The sequence below is a fragment of the Streptomyces sp. NPDC052687 genome (assembly GCF_040678395.1).
Classification (GTDB): Bacteria; Actinomycetota; Actinomycetes; order Streptomycetales; family Streptomycetaceae; genus Streptomyces.
Genome location: NZ_JBFATR010000025.1, coordinates 1 through 21,883, shown reverse-complemented (window position 1 = coordinate 21,883; position 21,883 = coordinate 1). Strand labels below are relative to the sequence as shown.

The following is a 21,883-nucleotide window of genomic DNA, read 5'->3' as shown; positions in this document are numbered from 1 at the left end:
TCACCGGCCGCGCCGGCCGGACCTCACGGCCCGTCAGTACAGCAGGTACTCCTCCCGCACCGCGCGGAAGGCCGCCAGCTCCGGCTCCCAGTCGGCGACCACGTCGTCCACGCCCGCTCCCGCGTCGATCAGGGTGCGCACCCGGGTGGAGCCGGTGAGCTTGTCGATCCAGTTGTCCGGCCGCCACGCGAAGCCCGGCCAGACCCGCTTGGCGGTCACCAGCAGGCCGATGCCGGTGCGGACCGGGTCGAAGGCCGCCCGGTCGTGGACGTGGACCTGCACACCGCCGACCGTCTTCCCCTGGAACTTGGAGAAGACGGGCGCGAAGTACGCCTCCCGGAAACGCACTCCGGGCAGGCCCAGCGCGTTCGCGGCGGCGGCCCAGCGGCCGTCCACCCCCTCCGCGCCGAGCAGTTCGAACGGGCGGGTGGTGCCCCGCCCCTCGGAGAGGTTCGTGCCCTCGAACAGACACGTCCCGGCGTAGACGAGGGCGGTGTCGGGGGTCGGCATGTTGGGGCTCGGCGGCACCCACGGCAGCCCGGAGGCGTCGTGGAAGTCCCGCCGCCTCCAGCCCGTCATCCGTACGACGTCCAGCCGCACCGGCGCGTCCGCCAGGAACTCCCCGCGGAACAGCCGGGCCAGCTCGCCGACCGTCATCCCGTGCGCCTGCGCGATCGGCTCCCGGCCGACGAACGTCGCGAACTCCTTGCGCAGCACCGGGCCCTGGGCGGAACGGCCGGTCACCGGGTTCGGGCGGTCCAGGACGACCACGCGCTTGCCGGCGAGGGCGGCGGCCGCCATGCAGTCGTACAGCGTCCAGATGTACGTGTAGAAGCGGGCGCCGACGTCCTGGATGTCGAAGAGGACCGTGTCCACGCCGGAGGCGGTGAAGACGTCGGCGAGGGCGCGGCCGCTCTTGAGGTACGTGTCGTAGACCGGCAGGCCGGTGGCCGGGTCGTCGTAGCGGCCCTCGGAGCCGCCGGCCTGGGCGGTGCCGCGGAAGCCGTGCTCCGGGCCGAAGACGGCGGTGAGGTTCACCCGGTCGTCGGCGTGCATGACGTCCACGACGTGGCGGGCGTCGCGGGTGATGCCGGTGGGGTTGGTGACGATGCCGACCCGCTCGCCGCGGAGGATGCCGTACCCGTCGTTCACGAGGCGTTCGAAGCCGGTGCGCAGGCGGTGGCCCCGCGGGGCCGCGCTCGCCGTGGTGGCCGTGGTGGTCGCGGTGAGAGCCGCGGTACTTGCCAGGACGGTGCGTCTGGACACGTTCATGCGTGGACCTCCGGTGGTGTGGAGTGCTCCCGCAGCGAGTGTCCCAGGGTGCGGGCCGGTGGGAAGGTGTTCGCGCCCACGCGGCGGAGCCGCCCCGCGGTACAGCCCCGCGCCCCTTCTCCACTCACCCTTCCGCTCACCCTTCCTTGTGACATACCGACCGGTTAGTCTGACGTCTCGCGGGGACTGAGCCGTGTCGCGTCGCGTCGAAGGAGACCGATGGTGGAAGCCGTGCAGGGTGCGGGAGTGGTGGTCACCGGAGCCGGTGGCGGGATCGGGGCCGCGTTGGCGCGGCGGTTCGCCGCCGAGGGGGCCCGGGTCGTCGTCAACGATCTGGACGCCGAGAAGGCCAAGGCCGTCGCCGGGGAGATCGGCGGGATCGCCGTGCCGGGCGACGCCTCCGCCGTCGTCGGCGAGGCGCGCGACGCGCTGGGCGGCGTCGTCGACGTCTACTGCGCCAACGCCGGTGTCGCCTCGGGCGGTTCGGAAGCCGCCGGGGAGGACGTGTGGGCGCTCGCCTGGGACGTCAACGTCATGGCCCACGTGCGCGCGGCCCACGCGCTGCTGCCCGGCTGGCTGGAGCGGGGCGGCGGGCGGTTCGTGTCGACCGTGTCGGCGGCCGGGCTGCTCACCATGATCGGGGCCGCGCCGTACAGCGTCACCAAGCACGGGGCGTACGCCTTCGCCGAGTGGCTGTCGCTGACGTACCGGCACCGGGGTGTGAAGGTGCACGCGATCTGCCCGCAGGGCGTGCGCACCGACATGCTCACCGCCAGCGGCAGTGCCGGGGAACTCGTCCTGCAGCCGACCGCGATCGAGCCAGAGGCGGTCGCGGACGCGCTGTTCGCCGGTATCGAGGAGGACCGCTTCCTGATCCTGCCGCACCCGGAGGTCGCCGGGTACTACCAGGCGCGCGCCGCCGACCCCGACCGCTGGCTGGGCAACATGAACCACCTCCAGCGGAAGTGGGAGGCCGCGCGGTGAGCCCGGGCTACGCCGACAAGCCCTGGCTGGACCTGCTCGAAGAGCACCAGAAGGCGCCCATCGGCCCGGCGGACTCCCTCGTGCACGCCCTGCGGCGCGCGGCCGCCGAGGCACCCGAGCGGACCTTCCTCGCCTACTTCGACGGGCGGCTCGGCTACCGGGAGGCCGACGCACTGAGCGACGCGGTCGCCGGACACCTCGCCGCCCGCGGACTGGAGCGCGGCGACCGGGTCGCCGTGCTGCTGCAGAACTCCCCGCACTTCGTGCTCGCCGTCCTCGGCGCCTGGAAGGCGGGCGCGGTCGTGGTGCCGGTCAACCCGATGTACAAGGCGGGCGAGGTCACCCATGTGCTGCGCGACGCCGAGGTCACGGCGCTGATCTGCTCCGACCGGGCGTGGGAGACGTATCTGCGCGACACCGCGCGGGACTCGCCGGTGCGGATCGTGCTCACCGGCTGCGAACGGGACTTCCAGACCCGCGACGACGAGCGCGTGCTCACCTTCGAACGGCTGCCGCCCGCCGGCGACGCCGACGACCTCACGACCGTGGCCCGCGCGGGCCGCACCGCGCCCGAGGGACGCGACCCGGGGCCCGGCGACATCGCGCTGATCAGCTACACCTCCGGCACCAGCGGCACGCCCAAGGGCGCCACCAACACGCACGGCAACATCATGTACAACGCCGAACGCCAGCGCACCGGGCTCCGGCTGCCCGAGGCTCCGGTGTACTTCGCGCTCGCGCCGCTGTTCCACATCACCGGCATGGTCTGCCAGCTCGGCGCCTGCCTGAACAGCGCGGGCACGCTGGTGCTGGCGTACCGGTTCGAGGCGGGCGTGGTGCTCGACGCGTTCGCCGAACACCGGCCGCACTACACGGTCGGGCCCGCCACGGCCTTCATGGCGCTGGCCGCGCACCCGTCCGCCACCCGCGACCACTTCTCGTCCTTCCGGGTGATCTCCTCCGGCGGCGCCCCGCTGCCGCCCGCCCTCGTCGAGAAGTTCCGGGCCGGGTTCGGGCCGTACTTGCGCAACGGCTACGGGCTCACCGAGTGCACCGCCCCCTGCGCCTCCGTGCCGCCCCACCTGGAGGCGCCCGTCGACCCGGAGTCCGGGACGCTCGCCGTGGGACTGCCCGGACCCGACACACTCGTGCGGATCGTCGACGACCGCGGCGAGGACGTGCCCTTCGGGCAGCAGGGCGAGATCGCGGTCAGCGGCCCGCAGGTCGTGCCCGGCTACTGGCGGCGGCCCGACGCCACAGCCGAGACCTTCCCGGACGGCGAGCTGCGCACCGGGGACATCGGGTTCATGGACGAACGCGGCTGGCTGTACGTCGTCGACCGCAAGAAGGACATGATCAACGCGTCCGGGTTCAAGGTGTGGCCGCGCGAGGTCGAGGACGTGCTCTACACGCATCCGGCGGTGCGCGAGGCGGCCGTCGTCGGCGTGCCCGACGGCTACCGCGGGGAGACCGTGAAGGCGTACATCAGCCTCCGGCCGGGCGCCGCGGCGGACCCGGAGGAGCTGGCCGCGTACTGCAGGGAGAGACTGGCCGCCTACAAGTACCCGCGGCAGGTGGAGGTCCTGCCCGACTTGCCGAAGACGGCGAGTGGGAAGATCCTCCGTCGGGAACTGCGTTCCCGCACGCTGGACAACCGGTAAGGCAAGGCAACACGGAAAGGCAGGTGGCGGCAGTGCCCAGGACGACGGACGGAGACGGGGCTCCTGTGCCGCAGCGGCTGCTGGCCGCCGCCACCCGGCTCTTCGCGGAGCAGGGTTACGACCGCACCTCGGTGCAGGAGATCGTGGAGGCGGCCGGCGTCACCAAGGGGGCGCTGTACCACTACTTCGGCTCCAAGGACGACCTGCTGCACGAGGTGTACGCGCGCGTGCTGCGCCTCCAGCAGGAGCGGCTGGACACCTTCGCGGACGCCGACGAGCCGGTGGAGAAGCGGGTGCGGGACGCGGCGGCGGACGTCGTGGTCACCACGATCGAGAACCTGGACGACGCGGCCATCTTCTTCCGCTCCATGCACCACCTCAGCCCCGAGAAGAACAAGCAGGTGCGCGCCGAGCGGCGGCGCTACCACGAGCGCTTCCGCGCGCTGATCGAGGAGGGCCAGGAGGCGGGCGTCTTCTCCACGGCGACCCCGGCGGACCTGGTGGTCGACTACCACTTCGGTTCCGTCCACCACCTGTCCACCTGGTACCGCCCCGACGGCCCGCTCACCCCGCAGCAGGTCGCCGACCACCTGGCGGACCTGCTGCTGCGCGCGCTGCGGCCATGAGATGAGCCAGCAGGGCCCGTGCCGCCGGATTGCGCGGTGCGGGTCCCCGCCCGGCCAGCACGACCGTGCGGCCGGGCTCCGGCTGCCGGATCCGCACGCACGGCAGCCCGGCGCGCTCCCCGATCTCCCGGGGCACGAACGCGACACCGATCCCGGCCCGCACGAGGTCGACGAGCAGGCCGATCTGCGTGACGTCGCAGGTGATACGGCGCTCCAGGCCGCAGTGGGCGGCGAGGCGCCGTACGGCCGTCTCCAGACCCGTGCCCGCGCGGAAGTCGACGAAGGGCTCCTCGGCGAGGTCCTTGATCAGGGTGCGGCCCGCGGCGGCCAGCCGATGGCCGGGCGCGGTGACCAGCACCAGTTCCTCGTGCCAGGTGGCGTGCGCCGTGAGCCCTTCCGGCAGCTGCCCGAGGTCCGGCACCAGATACGCCAGATCCAGCTCGCCCGCCCGCAGCGCGTCGGTCAGTTCGGCGACCGGGGCGTCCCGCACGGACACCTGGATGCCGGGGAACTCCGCGTGGAACGCGGCGAGTTCGGCGGGAAGGTCCACACAGGTCAGCGTCTGGATGGTACCGATGGCCACGCGGCCGGCGGCCAGGCCGGTCACCGCCGCCACCGCCTCCCGTGCGGCCTCCGCCCCGGCCAGCAGCGCGCGGGCCTGCGGCAGCAGGGCCCGGCCGGCCTCCGTGAGCACGACGCGGCGGCCCGTGCGGTCGAACAGGTCGGCGCCCAGCTCCCGTTCCAGGTTCCGGATCGAGGTGCTGAGCGCCGACTGCACGATCAGTTCGCTGCGCGCCGCCGCGGTGAAGCTGCCCTCGGTGACGACCGCCATGAAGTGGCGCAGCTGGCGGATCTCCATCCATCTATTTTATGGAATGCCGGCAGCGAAACCATCTGTTGGACCGCTGGGGGCGGGCCGCACGACGCTGGACGCATGCAGCGCACACCGCCTCTCTGGTCCCGCTTCGTCGCCTTCGTCCGCGCGCTGGCCCGCGCGGACCATCACTACTTCGGGGGTTACTAGGCGTACTTCCTCAGCTCCCGCCGGGCCAGTGAGCGCTGGTGGACCTCGTCCGGGCCGTCGGCGATCATCAGGGTGCGGGCGCCGGCGTACAGCTCGGCGAGCGGGAAGTCCTGGCTGACACCGCCCGCGCCGTGCAGCTGGATCGCCTTGTCGAGGATGTCGACCACCGCGCGGGGCGTGGCGATCTTGATGGCCTGGATCTCGGTGTGGGCGCCCCGGTTGCCGACGGTGTCCATCAGCCAGGCCGTCTTCAGCACCAGCAGCCGCAGCTGCTCGACGGTCACGCGCGCGTCGGCGATCCAGTTGTGCACCACGCCCTGCGCGGCCAGCGGCTTGCCGAACGCCTCGCGGGAGACCGCCCGCCGGCACATCAGCTCGATCGCCCGCTCGGCCATGCCGATCAGCCGCATGCAGTGGTGGATCCGGCCGGGACCGAGCCGGGCCTGGGCGATGGCGAAGCCGCCGCCCTCCTCGCCGATCAGGTTCGACACCGGCACGCGCGCGTGGTCGAAGACCACCTCCGCGTGGCCGCCGTGCCAGTGGTCCTCGTAGCCGAAGACCTGCATGGCGCGCTTGACGGTGACGCCGGGGGTGTCGCGCGGGACCAGCACCATGGACTGCTGACGGCGGATGTCCGGCCCGTCCGGGTCGGTCTTGCCCATCACGATGAAGATCCTGCAGTCCGGGTTCATCGCCCCGGAGATGTACCACTTGCGGCCGGTGATGACGTACTCGTCGCCGTCCCGCTCGATGTGCGTGGTGATGTTGGTGGCGTCGGAGGAGGCCACCTCGGGCTCCGTCATCGCGAACGCCGAGCGGATCTCGCCCGCGAGCAGCGGCTGGAGCCACTGCTTCTTCTGCGCCTCGTCGCCGAACTGGGCGAGGACCTCCATGTTGCCGGTGTCCGGCGCGGCGCAGTTGGTCGCGGTGGGCGCGAGCTGCGGGGAGCGGCCGGTGATCTCGGCGAGCGGGGCGTACTGCAGGTTGGTGAGGCCTGCGCCGTGCTCGGCGTCGGGCAGGAACAGGTTCCACAGTCCCTGCCGCTTCGCCTCCGCCTTCAGCTCCTCCACCACGGCCGGGGTCTCCCACGGGGAGGCCAGCCTCTGCCGCTGCTCGTGGGCGACCGCCTCGGCCGGGTGGACGTACTCGTCCATGAAGGCGAGCAGCTTCCCGCGCAGCTCCTCGGTGCGCGCGTCGAACGCGAAGTCCATGTGTCCTCAGCCTTCCTGAAGGGTCGACAGACCGTGGTCGATGAAGACCGGCACCAGCTCGCCGATGCGGTCGAAGCCCCGCCCGACCGTCTGGCCCAGCGTGTAGCGGTAGTGGATGCCCTCCAGGATCACGGCGAGCTTGAACCAGGCGAACGCCGTGTACCAGGAGACCGCGGACACGTCGCGCCCCGAGCGCGCGGCGTACCGCTCGATCAGTTCGGCCGGGGACGGGTGGCCCGGGGCCTCGGCGGTCGTGGAGACGGGGGAGCCGGGCAAGCCCAGCGGCATGCTGTACATCACCAGCAGGCCCAGGTCGGTCAGCGGGTCGCCGAGCGTGGACATCTCCCAGTCGAGGACCGCCCGGATCCGGTCGTCGTCCCCGATGAGAACGTTGTCCAGGCGGTAGTCGCCGTGCACCACGGCCGGGGCGGGGGAGCGGGGCAGGTCGCGGCCGAGCGCGGCGTGCAGCTCGTCGATGCCGGGCAGGTCGCGGTTGCGGGAGGCGTCCAGCTGCTTGCCCCAGCGGCGCAGCTGGCGGTCCAGGAAGCCCTCGGGGCGGCCGAAGTCGCCGAGGCCCACCTCGGCGGGGACCACGGAGTGCAGCTCGACCAGGGTGTCCACCAGACCGAGCACCACCGCGCGGGTGCGCTCGGGGCCGAGCGGGGCGAGCTGGCCGGCGGTGCGGTACGGGGTGCCGTCGACGAAGTCCATGACGTAGAAGGGCGCCCCCAGCACCTCCTCGTCCTCGCAGAGCAGGACGGGACGGGGCACCGGCACGTCCGTCGGGTGCAGGGCGCTGATCACCCGGTGCTCGCGCTTCATGTCGTGCGCGGTGGCCAGGACGTGGCCGAGCGGGGGGCGCCGTACGACCCACCGGGCCGTGCCGTCGGTGACGGCGTAGGTGAGGTTCGACCGCCCGCCCTCGATCAGCCGGCCGGTCAGGGGGCCGTGCACGAGACCGGGGCGCTCACGGTCGAGCAGGGCGCGCAGCCGGTCCGGATCGAGGCCTGGCGGGTGGTCGGAACTCATCGTCGCTCCTACGGACGGGGGAACGGGTTCCGACTCATGATGCCGACCGGTCGGTATGCCGTCCAGTGGGCGGAGCGAACGTGATCAGGGCCACGATAGGCGGACGGCTCCCCGCGCGGGTGCGGGGAGCCGTTCCGACATGCCGTGCGGACGGTGCCTCAGTGGTCGTCCCAGTGGTCCTCGTGCTGCGCGTGCCGGTGGCCGTCGTGGAGGTAGTCGACGTGGTCGCCGTGCAGGACGGTGGCGTGCCCGCAGTCCTCGCCGTGCCGGTGGTCGTGGTCCGGGTGGGCGGTGTGCCCGTCGGCCTCGCACTCGTCCCAGTGGCCGTCGTGCTCGCGGTGCAGATGGCCGTTGTGCGCGTAGTCGACGTGGTCGCCGTGCGGCACCTCGGTGTGCCCGCAGTCGGGGCCGTGAGTGTGGGGGTGGGCCTGGTGTTCCTGGTGGAGCGTCGTCATGGGTCTCACTTCCGGTGGAGGGCGGAGGAAGAGGGGCATTCCCGGCAATCAGGGTGGCATGACGTCCGCGTACCCCGCAGCGCCGAGGCAACGCGGCGCGGCGGGACGGGGCGGGGCGGGGTGGGGTGGGGCCAGGGAGTGTCCCCCTAGGTGGTGTCCGCCTAGAGGATCAGGGCGGCCGCGCACACCGCCAGCGCCACCGTGCAGGCCGTCGCCGCCGTCGCGTGGCGTGGGGGCAGGGCGGCGGGGCGGGGGGTGGTGGCGAGGGCGCGGATGCGGTGGTGGGCGAGGAGGAGGAAGCCCAGCCAGAGGGTGAAACACAGGGCGCAGGCGAGCAGCGCGGGCGTGGTCGGGCCCTCGTGCAGCGTGGTCCGCACGGCGAGCACCGCCGCCACGGTCAGGGAGAGGGTCGTACGCCGCCAGGCCAGCCGGGTGCGCTCGGGCTGGAGTCCGGGATCCCGCTTCCCGGGCGCGGCCCCGCTCATCCTTCCCAGCCGAACAGCACGACGACGACCATCGCCACGGCCACGACCGCGACGACCAGGCTGAGCAGCGCGGGGAACCGGGACACCGGCAAGTCCTCGCCGCGCCGCATGGCCCGCTCGCAGCGCAGCCAGTGGTTGACCGCCCGCAGGGAGCACAGCACGCCCGCCGCCAGCAGGGCGAGTGCCAGCCCGATCCGCCAGCCCCACCGCAGGTCCGGCAGGAACTGGTCCACCGCGAAACCGCCGCCGATCAGCGCGAGCGCGGTGCGCAGCCAGGCCAGGAAGGTGCGCTCGTTGGCCAGCGAGAAACGGTAGTCGGGGGTGCCGCCCTCGTCCCGTATCCGGGCGGGGGTGAACCACAGACGGACGTTCCGCAGGACTTCGATCACTCGTACGACAGTACCGGGAGGGGTGCGCGGCGGCAGATCAGCCCGTCGGCCGGTGGGCCCGCAGCCGCTCGTACGCGGCGAGGCCGTCCGGGACCCACTCCCACTCGGGCAGCCGCCGCAGCAGCTCGTCCTCCGGCAGGAAGGCGTGCCAGGCCACCTCCTCCGCCTGGGGGCGGATCGGGAGGTCGCAGCGCACCTCGTAGACGGCGGACCACCAGGACCGGCCGGCGCCGTCGTCGTAGAGGAACGTGAACAGGTGGCGCGGGCGGGGCAGCCCGCTCACGCCCAGCTCCTCCTCGGCCTCGCGCAGCGCCGCGTCGTCGTACGACTCGCCGGCGCCCACCACCCCGCCGACGAACATGTCGTACAGCGAGGGGAAGACCAGCTTGGTCGCCGTGCGCCGGTGGACGAAGACGCGGCCCCGTGCGTCGCGCGCCTGCACGAACACACAGCGGTGCCGCAGGCCCTTCGCGTAGACCTCCCCGCGCGGGAGCCGCCCGATGACGCGGTCGTTCTCGTCGACGATGTCCAAAATCTCGTCCGCAGCGCTCATGCATCCATCCAAGCAGCCGAGGCTTGCACTGCGGCAGCCAGCGCCTGCGTCCGGGCGGGGCGGCCTGCCTTCCGACGGCTCGCGCCTGTCTTACGGCAGTCCGCGCCCGCGTTCCGGAGGTCGGCGCGTGCCGCGCGGCGGCTCGTGCCCGCCTCCGGGCGGCCCGTCTCCGGCGGCCCGGGCCTGCCTCGGGGGCGGCCCGTCTCCGGCGGCCCGGGCCTGCCTCCGGCAAGGCGGGCAGTCTTCCGGAGGGGCGGCTGTCGTTCGGGCTCAGCCCGTCTGGGGGTGGGGCGATGCGTGTCGGGGCAGGGGTGCCCTGGGGGAGGGCTGGGTGCATGCCCAGCAGGAGGTTGGTGGTGATCACGGCTGTCAGGCCGCTCGCCTTCCGGTAGGGCGGTCCCTCTGCCGGCGGCCCGCGCCCGCCTCCGGGCGGTCCGTTTCCGGAGGCTCGCGCCCCCGCAATACGGCCCGCCTTCCAGTGGGGCGGCCGGGGCTGCGGCTCAGCTCGTCTGGAGGGCGACGCGTGTCGGGGCAGGGGTGCCCTGGGGGAGGGCTGGGTGCATGCCGAGCAGGAGGATGCCGGTGATCACGGCCGTCAGTCCCGCCGCCTGGCCGGCCAGGGCCGCCGCGTCGGTGTGCAGCCGGTCGCCGAGGAAGCCGACGCCGCAGACGATGCCGGCCAGCGGCTGCGCGGCGGTCAGGGCGGGCAGGCTCTTGCGCAGCGGGGCCGTCTCGAAGGCGCTCTGCACCAGGATCAGCCCGGTAACACCGAGCACCAGCACGGCGTACGGCTGCCAGCCGGTCAGCAGCTCCGCCCACCCGCCGGCGGCCAACCGCTGCCCGCTTTCCCGGGTGAGCGCGTCCTGGACGCCGTACAGCAGCCCCGCCGCCACCGCGAGCAGCACCGGAGCGGAGCCGAGGCGGGTGCGGCGGGCGTATCCGGTCAGCAGCAGGGCCGTACCGGTCATCAGGCCGATGATCAGCCAGTGCCGCAGCGGATCGGCGACCGCGTGGCCGCCGCGCGGCTCGCCCGCCATCAGGAACGCGGCCACGCCGCCCGCGAGCAGCGCCAGGCCCAGCCAGCCCTGGCGGCCGAGCGGCTGCCGGGTGCGGCGCCTGGACAGCGCGAGGGCGAAGAGCAGATGGGTGGCGAGCAGGGGCTCCACGAGGGAGATCTCGCCGTGGCCGAGGGCCACCGCGCCGAGGGCCATGCCCACGGCCATGAGGCCGATGCCGCCGAGCCAGCCGGGCATCTTCGCCAGATCCAGCAGCAGCCGCGGCGAGAGGAAGTCCGCGAGGGGCGCGCGCTGGGCCGCACTCTGCTGGAGGACGAAACCGAACCCCAGGCAGCAGGCGGCACTCAGGGCGAGCACCAGAACCATGATGGACAAGCCGCTCCCTGGGTGATCATTCGGCAGTGCCGGGCAAATGGGATGCTTCCGGCCATGCTGAGCGGTGCGGCGAGGCTGCGCTATGACGCGCGTCACATCGGGGTGGGGTCCGGTGCGGGCCACACCCCCTCCGCCTGCGTAAGTCCCCTGGGTGTGAACGGCGTTGACGCGTGTCATGTACCAGTGGCGCTTGACGGAGAGCCTTGGCTGGGGGTTTGCTGTGCGTGATCGTCTGATGGCAGAGCACATCCTCGGCCGGCCCTGAGCCCCCTCCGAGCCGCCCGAGCCGACCCGAGCCGACTTCGAGCCGACACGAGCTCAGCCATCAGTCATCAGCCCGCAGTCCGCCCCTGCCGACCCCGGCCCCGATCCCAGCCCCAGTCGCCCCGAGTCGCCCAGAGAAAGCCCCGAGGAACGTCCGAGGTGTCCCCGCCCCCGCCTCCTCTCGGCCGCCGCAAGCGCGCGGACCGGGGTCTCGACTCGGCCCTCGACGACACCGAACTCACCGCCGCCCGCGCCGCCCTCGCGCAGGGCCGCTGGCAGGCCGCCCGCTCCCTGCTCGCCCGCACCGGCGACGACTGGGACCTGCGCGGACACCGGGTCACCGTGCTCGCCCACGAGCCGTACACCGCCGCCTGGGCCCGCGAGTGGCTGCTCGCCGAACCCGACTCCGCGGACGCCTCCGTGCTGCTCGCCGTGGCCCGGGTGTCGCGGGCGCTGCGCGGCAAGGAGAAGCCGGACCGGGCCCGCGACGCCTGCCGGGGCGCCGCCGCACGGCTCCCCGCCGACCCCACTCCCTGGCTCGGCCTGCTCCTGCTCGAACGCCACCTCGGCGAGCAGACGGAGGTCGTACGCACCTTCGAACAGGTGCGGGCCCGGTACGCCGACCACCACCACGCCCACCACCTGGTGGTCGCCCGGCTCGCCGAGCGGCGCGCCGACGCGGGCCCCGACCCGCTGCACGAGGTGTACGACTTCGCCGCCTGGGCCGCCGAGCAGGCCCCCGCCGACTCGCCGCTGGCGATCCTGCCGGTGGTCGCGCACGCCGAGCGGTACCGGGTGCTGGCCGCGCACGGCTTCGAGCCCGCCGACCCGGCCGCCTCCGCGCACTGGACCGGCCGCCGGGCCCGGCAGGTGATGAAGGCCGCCTTCGACTGGTGGCTGGAATGGGAGCACGACGGCCATCCGCGCCGCCTCGTCGACCTGAACTACCTCGCCCACGCCAAGTACTGCGAAGGCCGCTCCGCCGAGGCCGCCGCCCTGTTCCACCGCATCGGCGAGCGCCCCACCCCCGAGCCGTGGTCCTACCCGGACCGCGACCCGCTCGCCGCCTTCCGCGCCGCCCGGGGACGGGCGCTCGGCACGGGGTGAGCCCGGATCCGCCCCGGTGACCGCCGCCGCCTCCCCACGAGGCACCCGGCCCATCCCCGCCCCCGGCCCATCCCCGCCCCCGGCCCCGCCCCCGCCCCCGCCTCCGACCCCGCCCCCGACAGCGCTCACCCACCCACAGCCCTCACCCCCCAGCCCTCACCCCCAGCGCTCCCCCCGACCCTCACCCCCGACAGCCGGCAAGGACGGTCCACACGATGACGACGGGCAGTTCCCCTACGACACCGCCGAGCACCGGCGACGGCGCCGCCGACGGCATCAGTACCTTCAAGGGCGAGGAGCGCGCCCTGCGCGCCGGCCGGCTCGGCACGGGCGGCCTGCTGCTCTCCGTGCTCGCGGCGACCGCGCCCCTCATGGTCGTCGCCGGTGTCATGCCCACCACATTCGCGGTGATGGGAATCGTCGGCCAGCCGCTCCTCTTCGTCATCCTCGGCGTCGTACTGGTCCTCTTCGGCATCGGCTACGCCGAGATGAGCCGCCACGTCCACAACGCGGGCGCCTTCTACGCCTACATCTCCCGCGGCCTCGGCGGCACCGCCGGAGCGAGCGCCTCCCTCGTCGCCCTGGTCGCCTACAACGCGCTCCAGGTCGGCATCTACGGCATCTTCGGCTTCGAGGTCGCCGGACTCCTCGCCACCTACGCCGACACCGAGATCGCCTGGTGGATCCCCGCGCTGGCCGCCGTGGCCGTCGTCGGCGCGCTCGGCTGGCTGAAGATCGACGTCAACGCGCGCGTGCTCGGCGTGCTGCTGCTCATCGAGCTGGCCCTCGTCGTCGTCTTCGACGTCGCCGCCGTCGCCGACCCCGGCCCGCAGGGCCTGTCACTGGCCGCCTTCGACCCCGGCACCCTCTCCGGCGCGGGCGTCGGCACCGCGCTGTGCTTCTGCATCGCCGCCTTCACCGGCTTCGAGCAGGCCCCCGTGTACGCCGAGGAGACCAGCCGTCCGCACATCCTCGTGCCGCGCGTGATGTTCCTCGCCGTCGGCTTCGTCGCGGTCTTCTTCGCCCTCAGCTCCTGGGCGCTCACCGTCGCCACCGGCCCGGACCACATCGTCGGCACCGCGCGGAAGCAGAGCGCCGGACTGCTGTTCTTCCTCACCGAGTCCCGCCTCGGCGGCACCTTCACCGACGTGCTGCACGTCCTGTTCGTGACCGGCATGTTCGCCGCGCTGCTCAGCTTCCACAACGTCGTCGCCCGGTACGCCTTCGCCATGGGCCGCGAGGGACTGCTGCCGCGCGCCTTCGGCCGGACGCGGGGCGCCAGCGGCGCGCCCGGCACCGGCTCGCTGCTCCAGACCGTCGTCTCCGGCGTGGTCGTCACCGCCTTCGCCCTCGCCGACGACAGGCCCGCCGGCGACCCGACCGAGCCCGTGCTGCACCTGTTCACCTGGTTCGGCAACGTGGGTGCCCTCGGCGTGATCCTGCTGATGGCCACCGCGTCGCTGTCCGTCGTGGTCTTCTTCGCCCGCCGCGGTGCCGCGGGCACGCAGGCCTGGCGGCTGGTCACCTCCACGCTCGCCGGACTCGCGCTGCTCGTGATCGCCGGCTTCACCGTCAAGGACTTCGACGTCCTGGTCGGCGCCGGCCCCGGCTCCGCGCTGCGCTGGATACTGCCCGGCATCATCGCCGCGGCGGCCGCCGCCGGCGCGGTCCTCGGCCTGATCCTGCGCTCCCGCGCCCCCGAGACCCACGCCCGCATCGGCCTCGGCAACGAGGCGTTCCAGCTGGACAAGGCAGCGACGGACCGTCCGTAACACCGGGGCGCCGGGCGCCGGGGGCCGGGCGCCGGGGGCCGGTGCGACAGGGGACAGCGACAGCCACCACCGGCCGGTCCCGCCGGCCGTCCCTCCGCCCGCCGTTCCCCCGCCCGGCCGTTCCCGCCCGCCGTTCCCGCGCCCGGGCCACCAGCACGTCGACGATGTCCGGGCCGGGCCCGCCACGGCGGACGAGAGAAGGGCCCACCCCCGGGGGAGGGGTGGGCCCTTCTCGTCCGCGGGCCGGAGCCGAGCCTTACGGCGCCGGCCGGACCGTCGTACGCCGCCGGCCGGACCGTCGTACGGCTAGATGATCAGCGACAGCAGCAGCACGAACGCGCCGGCCACCACCGAGATGATCGTCTCCATCACCGACCAGGTCTTGATCGTCTGCCCGACGCTCAGCCCGAAGTACTCCTTCACCAGCCAGAATCCGGCGTCGTTGACATGGCTGAAGAAGAGCGAGCCGGCGCCGATGGCGAGGACCAGGAGGGCGGCGTGGGTGGTGGACATGTCGGCGGCCAGCGGGGCGACGAGGCCCGCCGCCGAGACGGTCGCCACCGTCGCCGAGCCGGTCGCGAGGCGGATCGCGACCGCGATCAGCCAGGCCAGCAGCAGCGCCGGGATCGACCAGTCCTCCGAGATGTCGAGGACCATCTGACCCACACCGGAGTCGATCAGCGTCTGCTTGAAGCCGCCGCCCGCGCCGACGATCAGCAGGATGCCCGCGATGGGCGCGAGGCCCTTCTCGACCATGCCCGAGACCCGCTCCCTGGAGAAGCCGGCCGGGCGGGCGAGGGTGAAGATGCCGAGCAGGACGGACGCGAGCAGCGCGATCAGCGGCGAGCCGATCACGTCGAAGACGCGCTGGACGGTGGACTCGGGATCGTCGACGACGATGTCCACCAGGGCCTTGGCGAGCATCAGGACGACCGGCAGCAGGATGGTGGCCAGGGTCGCGCCGAAGCTCGGGCGCTTGTCCAGCTCGTCGGAGGCGCGCTGCGGGATCATCCGGTCCGGGGCGGGGACGTCCACCCAGCGGGCCGCGAACCGGGAGAAGACCGGACCGGCGATGATCACCGTCGGGATGGCGACCAGCACGCCGAGCGCCAGGGTCACGCCCAGGTTGGCCTGGACGGCGTCGATCGCGACGAGCGGGCCGGGGTGCGGCGGGACCAGGCCGTGCATCACGGACAGTCCGGCGAGCGCGGGGATGCCGATCCGCATCAGGGAGTAGTTGCCGCGCTTGGCGACCATCAGCACGACCGGGATCAGCAGCACGACGCCGACCTCGAAGAACAGCGGCAGTCCGATCACGGAGGCGATCAGCACCATCGCCCACGGCATGGACCTGCCGCGGGCCTTGGCGAGGATGGTGTCGACGACCTGGTCGGCGCCGCCGGAGTCGGCGAGCATCTTGCCGAGGATCGCGCCGAGCGCGATCAGCACGCCGACGCCCGCCACGGTGGAGCCGAGGCCGGTGGTGAAACTGGCGATCGCCTTGTCCAGCGGCGCCCCGGCGAAGGCGCCGAGCGCCAGTGACCCGATGGTCAGCGCCAGGAAGGCGTGCAGCTTGAACTTGGTGATGAGCAGGACGATGACGGCGATGCCCGCCAGCACGGCGATGCCCAGCCGGCCGTGGCCGGCCGAGGTGATGGGCTCGACGGCGTCCGCTGCCAGCATCTCGACGCTGAGTCTGGTCACGGGGGTTCCCTTGCAGGTACGGGGATGGGGGAGGGGGCGCCCGGACGGTCCGGGCGAGGGGGGTTAAGGGGGTTGAGGGGGGTGAGGAGGGTGAGGGGGTTGAGGCGGGTGACACGGGGGACGGCGGTGACGGTTACCGGGCCGGGCCGGACAGCTCGTCGAGCGCCCGCACCGCCCGCTCGGTGATCTCCTCCGGGCTGCCGGAGACATCCACGGCCACGCCCGCCTCGTCCGCCCCGAGCGGCTCCAGCGTGGCGAACTGGGAGTCGAGCAGCGCGGTCGGCATGAAGTGGCCCCGCCGGTGCGACATCCGGTCCTCGATGAGCGCGCGGTCACCGGTGAGGTGCACGAAGACCAGTCCTGGCGCGGCGGCCCGCAGCCGGTCCCGGTACGACCGCTTCAGCGCGGAGCAGCTGACCACCCCGCCGAGCCCCGCCCGGCCGTCCGCCCAGCCGCCGATGGCGTCCAGCCACGGGAGGCGGTCCTCGTCGGTGAGCGGCGTGCCGGCCGACATCTTGGCGATGTTGGCCTGGGGGTGGAAGTCGTCGCCCTCGGCGTAGGGGACGCCGAGCCGGGCGGCGAGCAGGGGACCAATGGTGGTCTTGCCGGTGCCCGCGACGCCCATGACCACGACGACGTGGGGGGTCTTCATCGCTGCCTCGCTGTCTTCGTCGACACGGTGATGTCGGCATACTGAAACGCATTAGGTACGACGAATTCAAGAGCCTGTGATGAATAAGTCTGACTTTTGGTTGCGTGATCCGCCTCGTACCCTGTGGTGCATGAGCACACCGGGCCGGGGGCTGCACGGCCATGTACTGGACACCCTCGGCCCCGAGATCACCGCGGGCGAGTACCCCCCGGGCAGCGTGCTGCGTACCGACGAACTCGCCCAGCGCTTCGACGTCTCACGCTCCGTGATGCGCGAGGCCGTACGGGTCCTGGAGTCCATGCACCTGGTGGAGTCCCGCCGCCGGGTGGGCGTCACGGTCCGCCCCAAGGCCGAGTGGAACGTCTACGACCCGCAGGTCATCCGCTGGCGGCTGGCCGGCGCCGACCGGCCGCACCAGCTGCGCTCGCTCACCGTGCTGCGCTCCGCCATCGAACCGGTGGCCGCGCGGCTCACCGCCCAGCACGCCACCGCCGAGCAGTGCGCCCGGCTGACCGAGTGCGCCCTCGGCATGGTCGCGCACTCACGCGGCCACCAGCTGGAGGGCTACCTGCTGCACGACATCGCCTTCCACCGGGTCATCCTCACCGCCTCCGGCAACGAGATGTTCGCCCGGCTCGGCGACGTCGTCGCCGAGGTGCTGACCGGCCGCACCCAGCACGACGTGATGTTCGAGGACCCCGACCCGGCCGCCGTCACCCTGCACGTCCGGGTCGCGGAGGCGGTCCGCGCCCGCGACGCGGACCGCGCGGAGCAGCTGACCCGCGAGATCACCGTCGGCGCACTCCAGGAACTGGACATCCTCGCGCCCTGAGGGGCCTGAGGGGCCTGGGGCCTGAGGGGCCCGGGGCGCGGGGCCTGCGGGGCCTGAGGGGCCGGGAGCGTGAGGGTCTCGAGGTCCGAGCCTTGCGCCTCGAGGCCTGCGACCTGAGCCGCCCCCGGCGCCCCTCACCCCTCCGGGAACTCCCCGTCGACGTACACCCACGCCCCCTCCACCCGCTCGAACCGGCTGCGCTCCAGCAGCGCGCCGCCCCGGAACGAGGCCCGGAAGGTCACCGTGCCGGTGGAGTGGAACGCGGTGCCGTCCGTGGTGTCCAGGATCTCCAGGCCGGTCCACCGTGTCCCCGGGTCGAAGTCGATCCGCGGCGGCCGGGTCCGCGGGTGCCAGGTCCGCAGCAGATACGCCTCGTCCCGCTTCACGAAGGCGCTGTAGCGCGACCGCATCAGCCGCTCGGCCGTCGGCGCCGCGCCCTCACCGCGGTGGAATCGGCCACAGCACGTTTCGTAGGTCTCCGCGAGACCGCACGGGCATGTGGCCTTGCCGGCCGGTGCGGAGGCGGTACGGCGCCGGAGATGCGAGCTGCGTCGGGACATACCCGCCATTCTGCTGCACCACGGCCCGTGGCGAGAGTGTGAAGGCCTCGTCGTGACACGCGCACATCGTGTGTGAGTCGTGCGCGCCGCCCTCCACGGAAACTCCCGCAGAGGTGGCGTGAAGGCGCCTTGTTGTCCCAACTCCCCACCGAGGAACGTGGGTTGCGCACTTGAGCATCAGGAGTCACAAGCGCGCTGCTTGGCCCGGACGGCCGTACGTCCCGCGTGCTGACGGGGGAAGCTGATGCGGTGCCCACCGATCGGGGCTGTCCGACCGCGCCCCGCTGACGTTCGCACACGCCGCCCTCCTTCTTCGCCGTCTCTTGGTGCCCACGACCGGTGCCCGACAAGGGATTGGAGGGGGAATGCCGACGAACCCAGTGAGCGCCGCCAGGCCGACGTATCCCGGCGTCCACGTCGAAGAGCTTCCCAGCACCACCCGCACCATCTCCGCCGTGACCACGTCCGTGACGGCCTTCGTCGGCCACACCCGGCGCGGCCCGCTGAACGAGCCGGTGCGGGTCACCGGCTTCACCGAGTTCGAGCGCCGCTTCGGCGGCCTCGGCTCGCAGAGCGCCGTCGCCCACGCGGTGCACCAGTTCTTCGGCAACGGCGGCTCCGTCGCCGTGATCGTCCGGGTCGCCAGGGCCGGCAGCGGCAAGGCCGCCCGCGTCGTCCTGGAATCCACCGACGGACACAGCGAGAGCCGCGTCCTGGAGGTCCACGCCAAGGAGTCCGGCGTCTGGGGCAACGGCCTGCGCGTCGCCGTCGACTACGACACACCCCGCCCCGACGAGACCTTCAACCTGCGCGTCCACGACGCCAGGGGCGACATCCGGGAGAGCTTCACCGGCCTGTCCATGGACGCCGGACACGGCCGCCACGCCCCCACCGTGATCAACGCCGGCTCACGCCTCATCCGCGTCGAGGCCGTCGGCGAGGGCCGCCCCGACCCCTCCGGCACCGTCTCCAAACCGTTCGGACACCAACTGCCCGACCTCGCCGTCGACCTCACCGTCAAGATCGGCGACGTGGAGCGCGAGTTCACGCTGCACGACCCCGACTGCGACGGCGAGGCCCCCACCACCGTCGCCGAACTCGCCCTCCTCCTGGAACGCAAACTGCGCGCCCTGCCCGACGCGCCCGGCAAGCACGCCTTCGCCGGTACGGAAGTCACCGCGTTCGGGCGGCGGTTGCAGGTCGTGTCCGGCTCCACCGACCCCGGCGACGTCGTCCGCTTCCTCGGCGAGTGCGCCAACGACCTCGGCCTGGAGGCCTCCGTCAACCCGCCGGTGTTCCCGCTCGCGGGCGGCGAGGACGGCGAGGCACCCGGCCCCCGCGACCTGATCGGCTCCGAGGCCGGCAAGACCGGCATCCAGGCGCTGCGCTCCGTCGCCGACGTCAACCTGCTGGCCCTGCCGGAGATCGCCGCGTACGAGAAGACCGAGGACATGCTCACCGTCGTCTCGGCCGCCCAGCGGCTGTGCGCGGAGCGGCGGATCTTCCTCCTCGTCGACGCGCCGAGCAGCTGGGTCGGGGTGGACGCCGCCCGCGCCGGGATCGCCGCCTTCGACGCGGTCCGCGGCGACCACGCCGCCCTGTACTTCCCGCACCTGCAGCTCACCGACCCGCTCACCGGGCGGCTGCGCGCCTTCCCGCCGTCCGGCGCCGTCGCCGGCGTCATCGCCCGCACCGACTCCGAGCGCGGAGTGTGGAAGGCGCCCGCCGGCACCGAGGCGCGCCTGGCGGGCGTGCACTCGCTCACCGTCGACCTCACCGACCGCGAGACCGGGCTGCTCAACCCGCTCGGCGTCAACTGCCTGCGCACCCTGCCGGTGACCGGACCGCTCGTCTGGGGCGCGCGCACCCTCGCGGGCGCGGACGCCCTCGACAGCGCGTGGAAGTACGTGCCGGTGCGGCGGCTCGCGCTGCACGTGGAGGAGAGCCTGTACCGCGGCCTGCAGTGGGTGGTCTTCGAACCCAACGACGAGTCGCTGTGGCAGCAGATCCGGCTGTCCGCCTCCTCCTACCTGCACACCCTCTTCCGCCAGGGCGCCTTCAAGGGCACCACCCCGCGCGAGGCGTACTTCGTCAAGTGCGACCACGAGACCACGACCGCCGAGGACGTCGCGAACGGCGTGGTGAACGTACTGGTGGGCATCGCGCCGGTGCGCCCGGCCGAGTTCGTGATCGTCAAGATCCAGCAGACGTCCGGGCAGTTCGAGCTCTGACCGCGCCCACGAGGATTCCGAGGACTGTTTTCGATGGCTGAGTTCACGGTCAACGCCCATCGGTTCGACCCGTACAAGAACTTCAAGTTCCTCGTCCTGTGGGACGGTCGTACGGTCGCCGGCATCAGCAAGATCTCGCCGCTGAAGCGGACCACCGAGGTCGTCAAGCACCGCCACGGCGGCGACCCCTCATCGCCGCGCAAGTCGCCCGGCCGCTCCGAGTTCGAGGGCATCACCCTGGAGCGCGGCGTCACCCACGACCCCGAGTTCGACCGCTGGGCCAACAAGGTCTGGCAGGTCGGCGCGGGCCTGGGCGCCGAGGTCTCGCTCACCGACTTCCGCAAGGACATCGTCATCCAGGTCCTGAACGAGGCCGGCCAGGTCGCCGTCTCGCACAAGCTGTACCGGACCTGGCCCAGCGAGTACCAGGTGCTCGGCGAACTCGACGCCAACGCCAACGCGGTGGCCATCCAGTCGCTGAAGCTGGAGTGCGAGGGCTGGGAGCGGGACTACGAGGTGCCCGAGCCCACCGAACCGTCGTTCCTCGACCCGGCCTGAGCGGAAGCGGAACGGACGCGATGGCCATGGCGATCACCGGCGCGGCCGGACTGCTGGCCGCCTGGGAGGCGGGACTCGCGGCGCCGCCCGCCGGGCGCGCGCTGCTGCTGCACCGCACCGCGCGCCCCGACCTCGACGACGGCACGCTCCCCGAGCTGCCGGTCGGCGAACGCGAGGCGGACCTGTTCGCGCTGCGCCGGGCACTGTTCGGGGAGCGGATGCAGGTGCGTCTGGAGTGCGCGGCGTGCGGCGCGGACATGGAGTTCGAGCTGGACGCCGGACAGTTCGCCCGCACCCCGGGCGACCGCCCCGAGCCGGTCGTCCGCGTCGAGCACGAGGGCTGGCGGGTCGTGTTCCGGCTGCCCGGCGTCGCCGACCTCACGGTGGCGGCCCGGACGGCGGACCCGCGCGCGGCGCTCCTCGCCCGCTGCGTGGTCGCCGCCGAGCACGGCGGGCGGGCGGTGGCCGCCGCCGACCTGCCCGCTCCCGTGCAGCGCCGGATCGCCGAGGCCGCCGAGGCGGCCGACCCGGGCGCCGACCTGACGCTCAGCGTGGCCTGCCCCGAGTGCGGGCAGGCCACCCGCGCCGAACTCGACATCGCCTCCTACCTGTGGACCGAACTGGACGCCTGGGCCCGCGACCTGCTCCTGGACGTGCACCTCCTCGCCACCGCCTACGGCTGGAGCGAACCGGAGATCCTGGCGCTCAGCCCACTGCGCCGCCGCTACTACCTGGAGCTGTGTGCCGATGCCTGACGACACCACCGCCCGGAGCGGCGACTTCCTGGACCGCCTGCTCGCCCGGCACGCGCCCATGCCCCGCACCGGCGTGACACGGGTACGGCCCCGGCTGCCCGGCCCGTTCGAACGGATCGAGGCGGTACGCGCCCGGGACGCCGGCGCCGACGGGGAGGACGCCCTGGTGTGGCCCACGGCCACCCCCTCGGCCGACCCCCGCGACCACGATCCGGCGCGCCCGGCGCCCGCCGCCGACCCGGCCCGCCTCCTGATCGAGCGGGAGCGGACCGTCGTACGCGCCGAACCGCAGCCCGACGACTCGCGGCCGCTCCCCCCGCCCGCGCCCGAGCCGCCGCCGCTGCGGCCGGCGGCCACGGTGACGCCCG

At 73.3% G+C, this 21,883-nt stretch carries 21 protein-coding genes and 1 pseudogene; 10 read left to right on the top strand and 12 right to left on the bottom strand.

The window, feature by feature from the left end; all coding sequences use genetic code 11:
• Positions 1-33: 33 nt before the first annotated feature.
• Complete coding sequence (locus tag AB0K92_RS20550; RefSeq protein WP_365924786.1) at positions 34-1,272, bottom strand: DUF1343 domain-containing protein; 1,239 nt, start codon at positions 1,270-1,272, stop codon at positions 34-36.
• A gap of 219 nt (positions 1,273-1,491) precedes the next feature.
• Between AB0K92_RS20550 and AB0K92_RS20545 the strand changes: the two genes are divergently transcribed.
• The 3 genes from AB0K92_RS20545 to AB0K92_RS20535 are packed head-to-tail and all read left to right on the top strand — an operon-like array spanning position 1,492 to position 4,543.
• Positions 1,492-2,256 carry an SDR family oxidoreductase gene (locus AB0K92_RS20545; RefSeq protein ID WP_365924784.1) on the top strand — a complete coding sequence of 255 codons (765 nt, stop codon included), beginning with the start codon at positions 1,492-1,494 and terminating at the stop codon, positions 2,254-2,256.
• Positions 2,253-3,917, top strand: a complete 1,665-nt coding sequence (locus tag AB0K92_RS20540; protein ID WP_365924782.1) for an AMP-binding protein — start codon at positions 2,253-2,255, stop codon at positions 3,915-3,917. Before AB0K92_RS20545 ends, AB0K92_RS20540 begins: the two co-directional genes overlap by 4 nt.
• Positions 3,918-3,949: 32 nt before the next feature.
• The gene (locus AB0K92_RS20535; RefSeq protein WP_165997034.1) at positions 3,950-4,543 is read left to right on the top strand and encodes a TetR/AcrR family transcriptional regulator; all 594 of its coding nucleotides are present in this window, start codon (positions 3,950-3,952) and stop codon (positions 4,541-4,543) included.
• Here AB0K92_RS20535 and AB0K92_RS20530 read toward each other — a convergent pair.
• From AB0K92_RS20530 to AB0K92_RS20495, 8 genes are all read right to left on the bottom strand, one after another.
• A complete protein-coding gene (locus tag AB0K92_RS20530; RefSeq protein ID WP_365924780.1) occupies positions 4,482-5,402 on the bottom strand; it encodes a LysR family transcriptional regulator in 921 nt (306 codons plus the stop codon). The two genes, AB0K92_RS20535 and AB0K92_RS20530, sit on opposite strands and share 62 nt — an antisense overlap.
• A gap of 161 nt (positions 5,403-5,563) precedes the next feature.
• Entirely contained in the window at positions 5,564-6,778 is a 1,215-nt protein-coding gene (locus tag AB0K92_RS20525) for an acyl-CoA dehydrogenase family protein (RefSeq protein ID WP_365924779.1), read from the bottom strand.
• A gap of 6 nt (positions 6,779-6,784) precedes the next feature.
• Positions 6,785-7,807 carry a phosphotransferase family protein gene (locus AB0K92_RS20520; RefSeq protein ID WP_365924777.1) on the bottom strand — a complete coding sequence of 341 codons (1,023 nt, stop codon included), beginning with the start codon at positions 7,805-7,807 and terminating at the stop codon, positions 6,785-6,787.
• A gap of 158 nt (positions 7,808-7,965) precedes the next feature.
• Positions 7,966-8,262 carry a hypothetical protein gene (locus AB0K92_RS20515; RefSeq protein ID WP_365924775.1) on the bottom strand — a complete coding sequence of 99 codons (297 nt, stop codon included), beginning with the start codon at positions 8,260-8,262 and terminating at the stop codon, positions 7,966-7,968.
• Between the two features lie 161 nt (positions 8,263-8,423).
• Entirely contained in the window at positions 8,424-8,747 is a 324-nt protein-coding gene (locus AB0K92_RS20510) for a DUF202 domain-containing protein (RefSeq protein ID WP_365924773.1), read from the bottom strand.
• Entirely contained in the window at positions 8,744-9,136 is a 393-nt protein-coding gene (locus tag AB0K92_RS20505; RefSeq protein WP_365924771.1) for a DUF202 domain-containing protein, read from the bottom strand. The genes AB0K92_RS20510 and AB0K92_RS20505 overlap by 4 nt, the downstream gene beginning before the upstream one ends.
• Before the next feature lie 37 nt (positions 9,137-9,173).
• Entirely contained in the window at positions 9,174-9,689 is a 516-nt protein-coding gene (locus AB0K92_RS20500) for an NUDIX domain-containing protein (protein WP_365924769.1), read from the bottom strand.
• Between the two features lie 500 nt (positions 9,690-10,189).
• The gene (locus AB0K92_RS20495; RefSeq protein ID WP_365924767.1) at positions 10,190-11,080 is read right to left on the bottom strand and encodes a DMT family transporter; all 891 of its coding nucleotides are present in this window, start codon (positions 11,078-11,080) and stop codon (positions 10,190-10,192) included.
• A gap of 423 nt (positions 11,081-11,503) precedes the next feature.
• Between AB0K92_RS20495 and AB0K92_RS20490 the strand changes: the two genes are divergently transcribed.
• Both AB0K92_RS20490 and AB0K92_RS20485 read left to right on the top strand, forming a co-directional pair.
• A complete protein-coding gene (locus tag AB0K92_RS20490; protein WP_365924764.1) occupies positions 11,504-12,451 on the top strand; it encodes a hypothetical protein in 948 nt (315 codons plus the stop codon).
• Positions 12,452-12,666: 215 nt separating this feature from the next.
• Positions 12,667-14,223 carry an APC family permease gene (locus AB0K92_RS20485; RefSeq protein ID WP_365924762.1) on the top strand — a complete coding sequence of 519 codons (1,557 nt, stop codon included), beginning with the start codon at positions 12,667-12,669 and terminating at the stop codon, positions 14,221-14,223.
• A gap of 306 nt (positions 14,224-14,529) precedes the next feature.
• Here AB0K92_RS20485 and AB0K92_RS20480 read toward each other — a convergent pair whose 3' ends face one another.
• Both AB0K92_RS20480 and AB0K92_RS20475 read right to left on the bottom strand, forming a co-directional pair.
• Positions 14,530-15,927, bottom strand: a complete 1,398-nt coding sequence (locus AB0K92_RS20480) for a gluconate:H+ symporter (protein WP_365924760.1) — start codon at positions 15,925-15,927, stop codon at positions 14,530-14,532.
• Positions 15,928-16,060: 133 nt separating this feature from the next.
• Entirely contained in the window at positions 16,061-16,579 is a 519-nt protein-coding gene (locus AB0K92_RS20475) for a gluconokinase (RefSeq protein ID WP_365924758.1), read from the bottom strand.
• A gap of 130 nt (positions 16,580-16,709) precedes the next feature.
• On the opposite strand from AB0K92_RS20475, the gene AB0K92_RS20470 reads away from it, so the two are divergent.
• Positions 16,710-17,411: a FadR/GntR family transcriptional regulator gene (locus AB0K92_RS20470; protein WP_365924756.1), complete on the top strand. Its 702-nt coding sequence runs from the start codon at positions 16,710-16,712 to the stop codon at positions 17,409-17,411.
• A gap of 134 nt (positions 17,412-17,545) precedes the next feature.
• Here AB0K92_RS20470 and AB0K92_RS20465 read toward each other — a convergent pair whose 3' ends face one another.
• Complete coding sequence (locus tag AB0K92_RS20465) at positions 17,546-17,971, bottom strand: YchJ family metal-binding protein (protein ID WP_365924754.1); 426 nt, start codon at positions 17,969-17,971, stop codon at positions 17,546-17,548.
• A gap of 365 nt (positions 17,972-18,336) precedes the next feature.
• Between AB0K92_RS20465 and AB0K92_RS20460 the strand changes: the two genes are divergently transcribed.
• The 4 genes and pseudogenes from AB0K92_RS20460 to AB0K92_RS20445 form a co-directional block, all read left to right on the top strand.
• Positions 18,337-20,202, top strand: coding sequence for a phage tail sheath C-terminal domain-containing protein (locus tag AB0K92_RS20460; RefSeq protein WP_365924752.1), 1,866 nt, complete (start codon positions 18,337-18,339; stop codon positions 20,200-20,202).
• A gap of 33 nt (positions 20,203-20,235) precedes the next feature.
• Positions 20,236-20,760, top strand: a complete 525-nt coding sequence (locus AB0K92_RS20455) for a phage tail protein (RefSeq protein WP_365924750.1) — start codon at positions 20,236-20,238, stop codon at positions 20,758-20,760.
• Positions 20,761-20,786: 26 nt separating this feature from the next.
• On the top strand, positions 20,787-21,515 hold the full coding sequence (locus tag AB0K92_RS20450) for a hypothetical protein (protein WP_365924904.1): 729 nt from the start codon (positions 20,787-20,789) through the stop codon (positions 21,513-21,515).
• Positions 21,508-21,883, top strand: a pseudogene (locus tag AB0K92_RS20445) (hypothetical protein); the annotation flags it as partial. The gene AB0K92_RS20450 and the pseudogene AB0K92_RS20445, both read left to right, overlap by 8 nt.

Coding starts and splice junctions, on each gene's coding strand:
- AB0K92_RS20550 (WP_365924786.1), bottom strand. CDS start 1,272: ATGAACGTGTCCAGACGCACCGTCCTGGCAAGTACCGCGGCTCTCACC.
- AB0K92_RS20545 (WP_365924784.1), top strand. CDS start 1,492: ATGGTGGAAGCCGTGCAGGGTGCGGGAGTGGTGGTCACCGGAGCCGGT.
- AB0K92_RS20460 (WP_365924752.1), top strand. CDS start 18,337: ATGCCGACGAACCCAGTGAGCGCCGCCAGGCCGACGTATCCCGGCGTC.
- AB0K92_RS20485 (WP_365924762.1), top strand. CDS start 12,667: ATGACGACGGGCAGTTCCCCTACGACACCGCCGAGCACCGGCGACGGC.
- AB0K92_RS20500 (WP_365924769.1), bottom strand. CDS start 9,689: ATGAGCGCTGCGGACGAGATTTTGGACATCGTCGACGAGAACGACCGC.
- AB0K92_RS20465 (WP_365924754.1), bottom strand. CDS start 17,971: ATGTCCCGACGCAGCTCGCATCTCCGGCGCCGTACCGCCTCCGCACCG.
- AB0K92_RS20530 (WP_365924780.1), bottom strand. CDS start 5,402: ATGGAGATCCGCCAGCTGCGCCACTTCATGGCGGTCGTCACCGAGGGC.
- AB0K92_RS20470 (WP_365924756.1), top strand. CDS start 16,710: ATGAGCACACCGGGCCGGGGGCTGCACGGCCATGTACTGGACACCCTC.
- AB0K92_RS20510 (WP_365924773.1), bottom strand. CDS start 8,747: ATGAGCGGGGCCGCGCCCGGGAAGCGGGATCCCGGACTCCAGCCCGAG.
- AB0K92_RS20450 (WP_365924904.1), top strand. CDS start 20,787: ATGGCGATCACCGGCGCGGCCGGACTGCTGGCCGCCTGGGAGGCGGGA.
- AB0K92_RS20475 (WP_365924758.1), bottom strand. CDS start 16,579: ATGAAGACCCCCCACGTCGTCGTGGTCATGGGCGTCGCGGGCACCGGC.
- AB0K92_RS20515 (WP_365924775.1), bottom strand. CDS start 8,262: ATGACGACGCTCCACCAGGAACACCAGGCCCACCCCCACACTCACGGC.
- AB0K92_RS20455 (WP_365924750.1), top strand. CDS start 20,236: ATGGCTGAGTTCACGGTCAACGCCCATCGGTTCGACCCGTACAAGAAC.
- AB0K92_RS20525 (WP_365924779.1), bottom strand. CDS start 6,778: ATGGACTTCGCGTTCGACGCGCGCACCGAGGAGCTGCGCGGGAAGCTG.
- AB0K92_RS20520 (WP_365924777.1), bottom strand. CDS start 7,807: ATGAGTTCCGACCACCCGCCAGGCCTCGATCCGGACCGGCTGCGCGCC.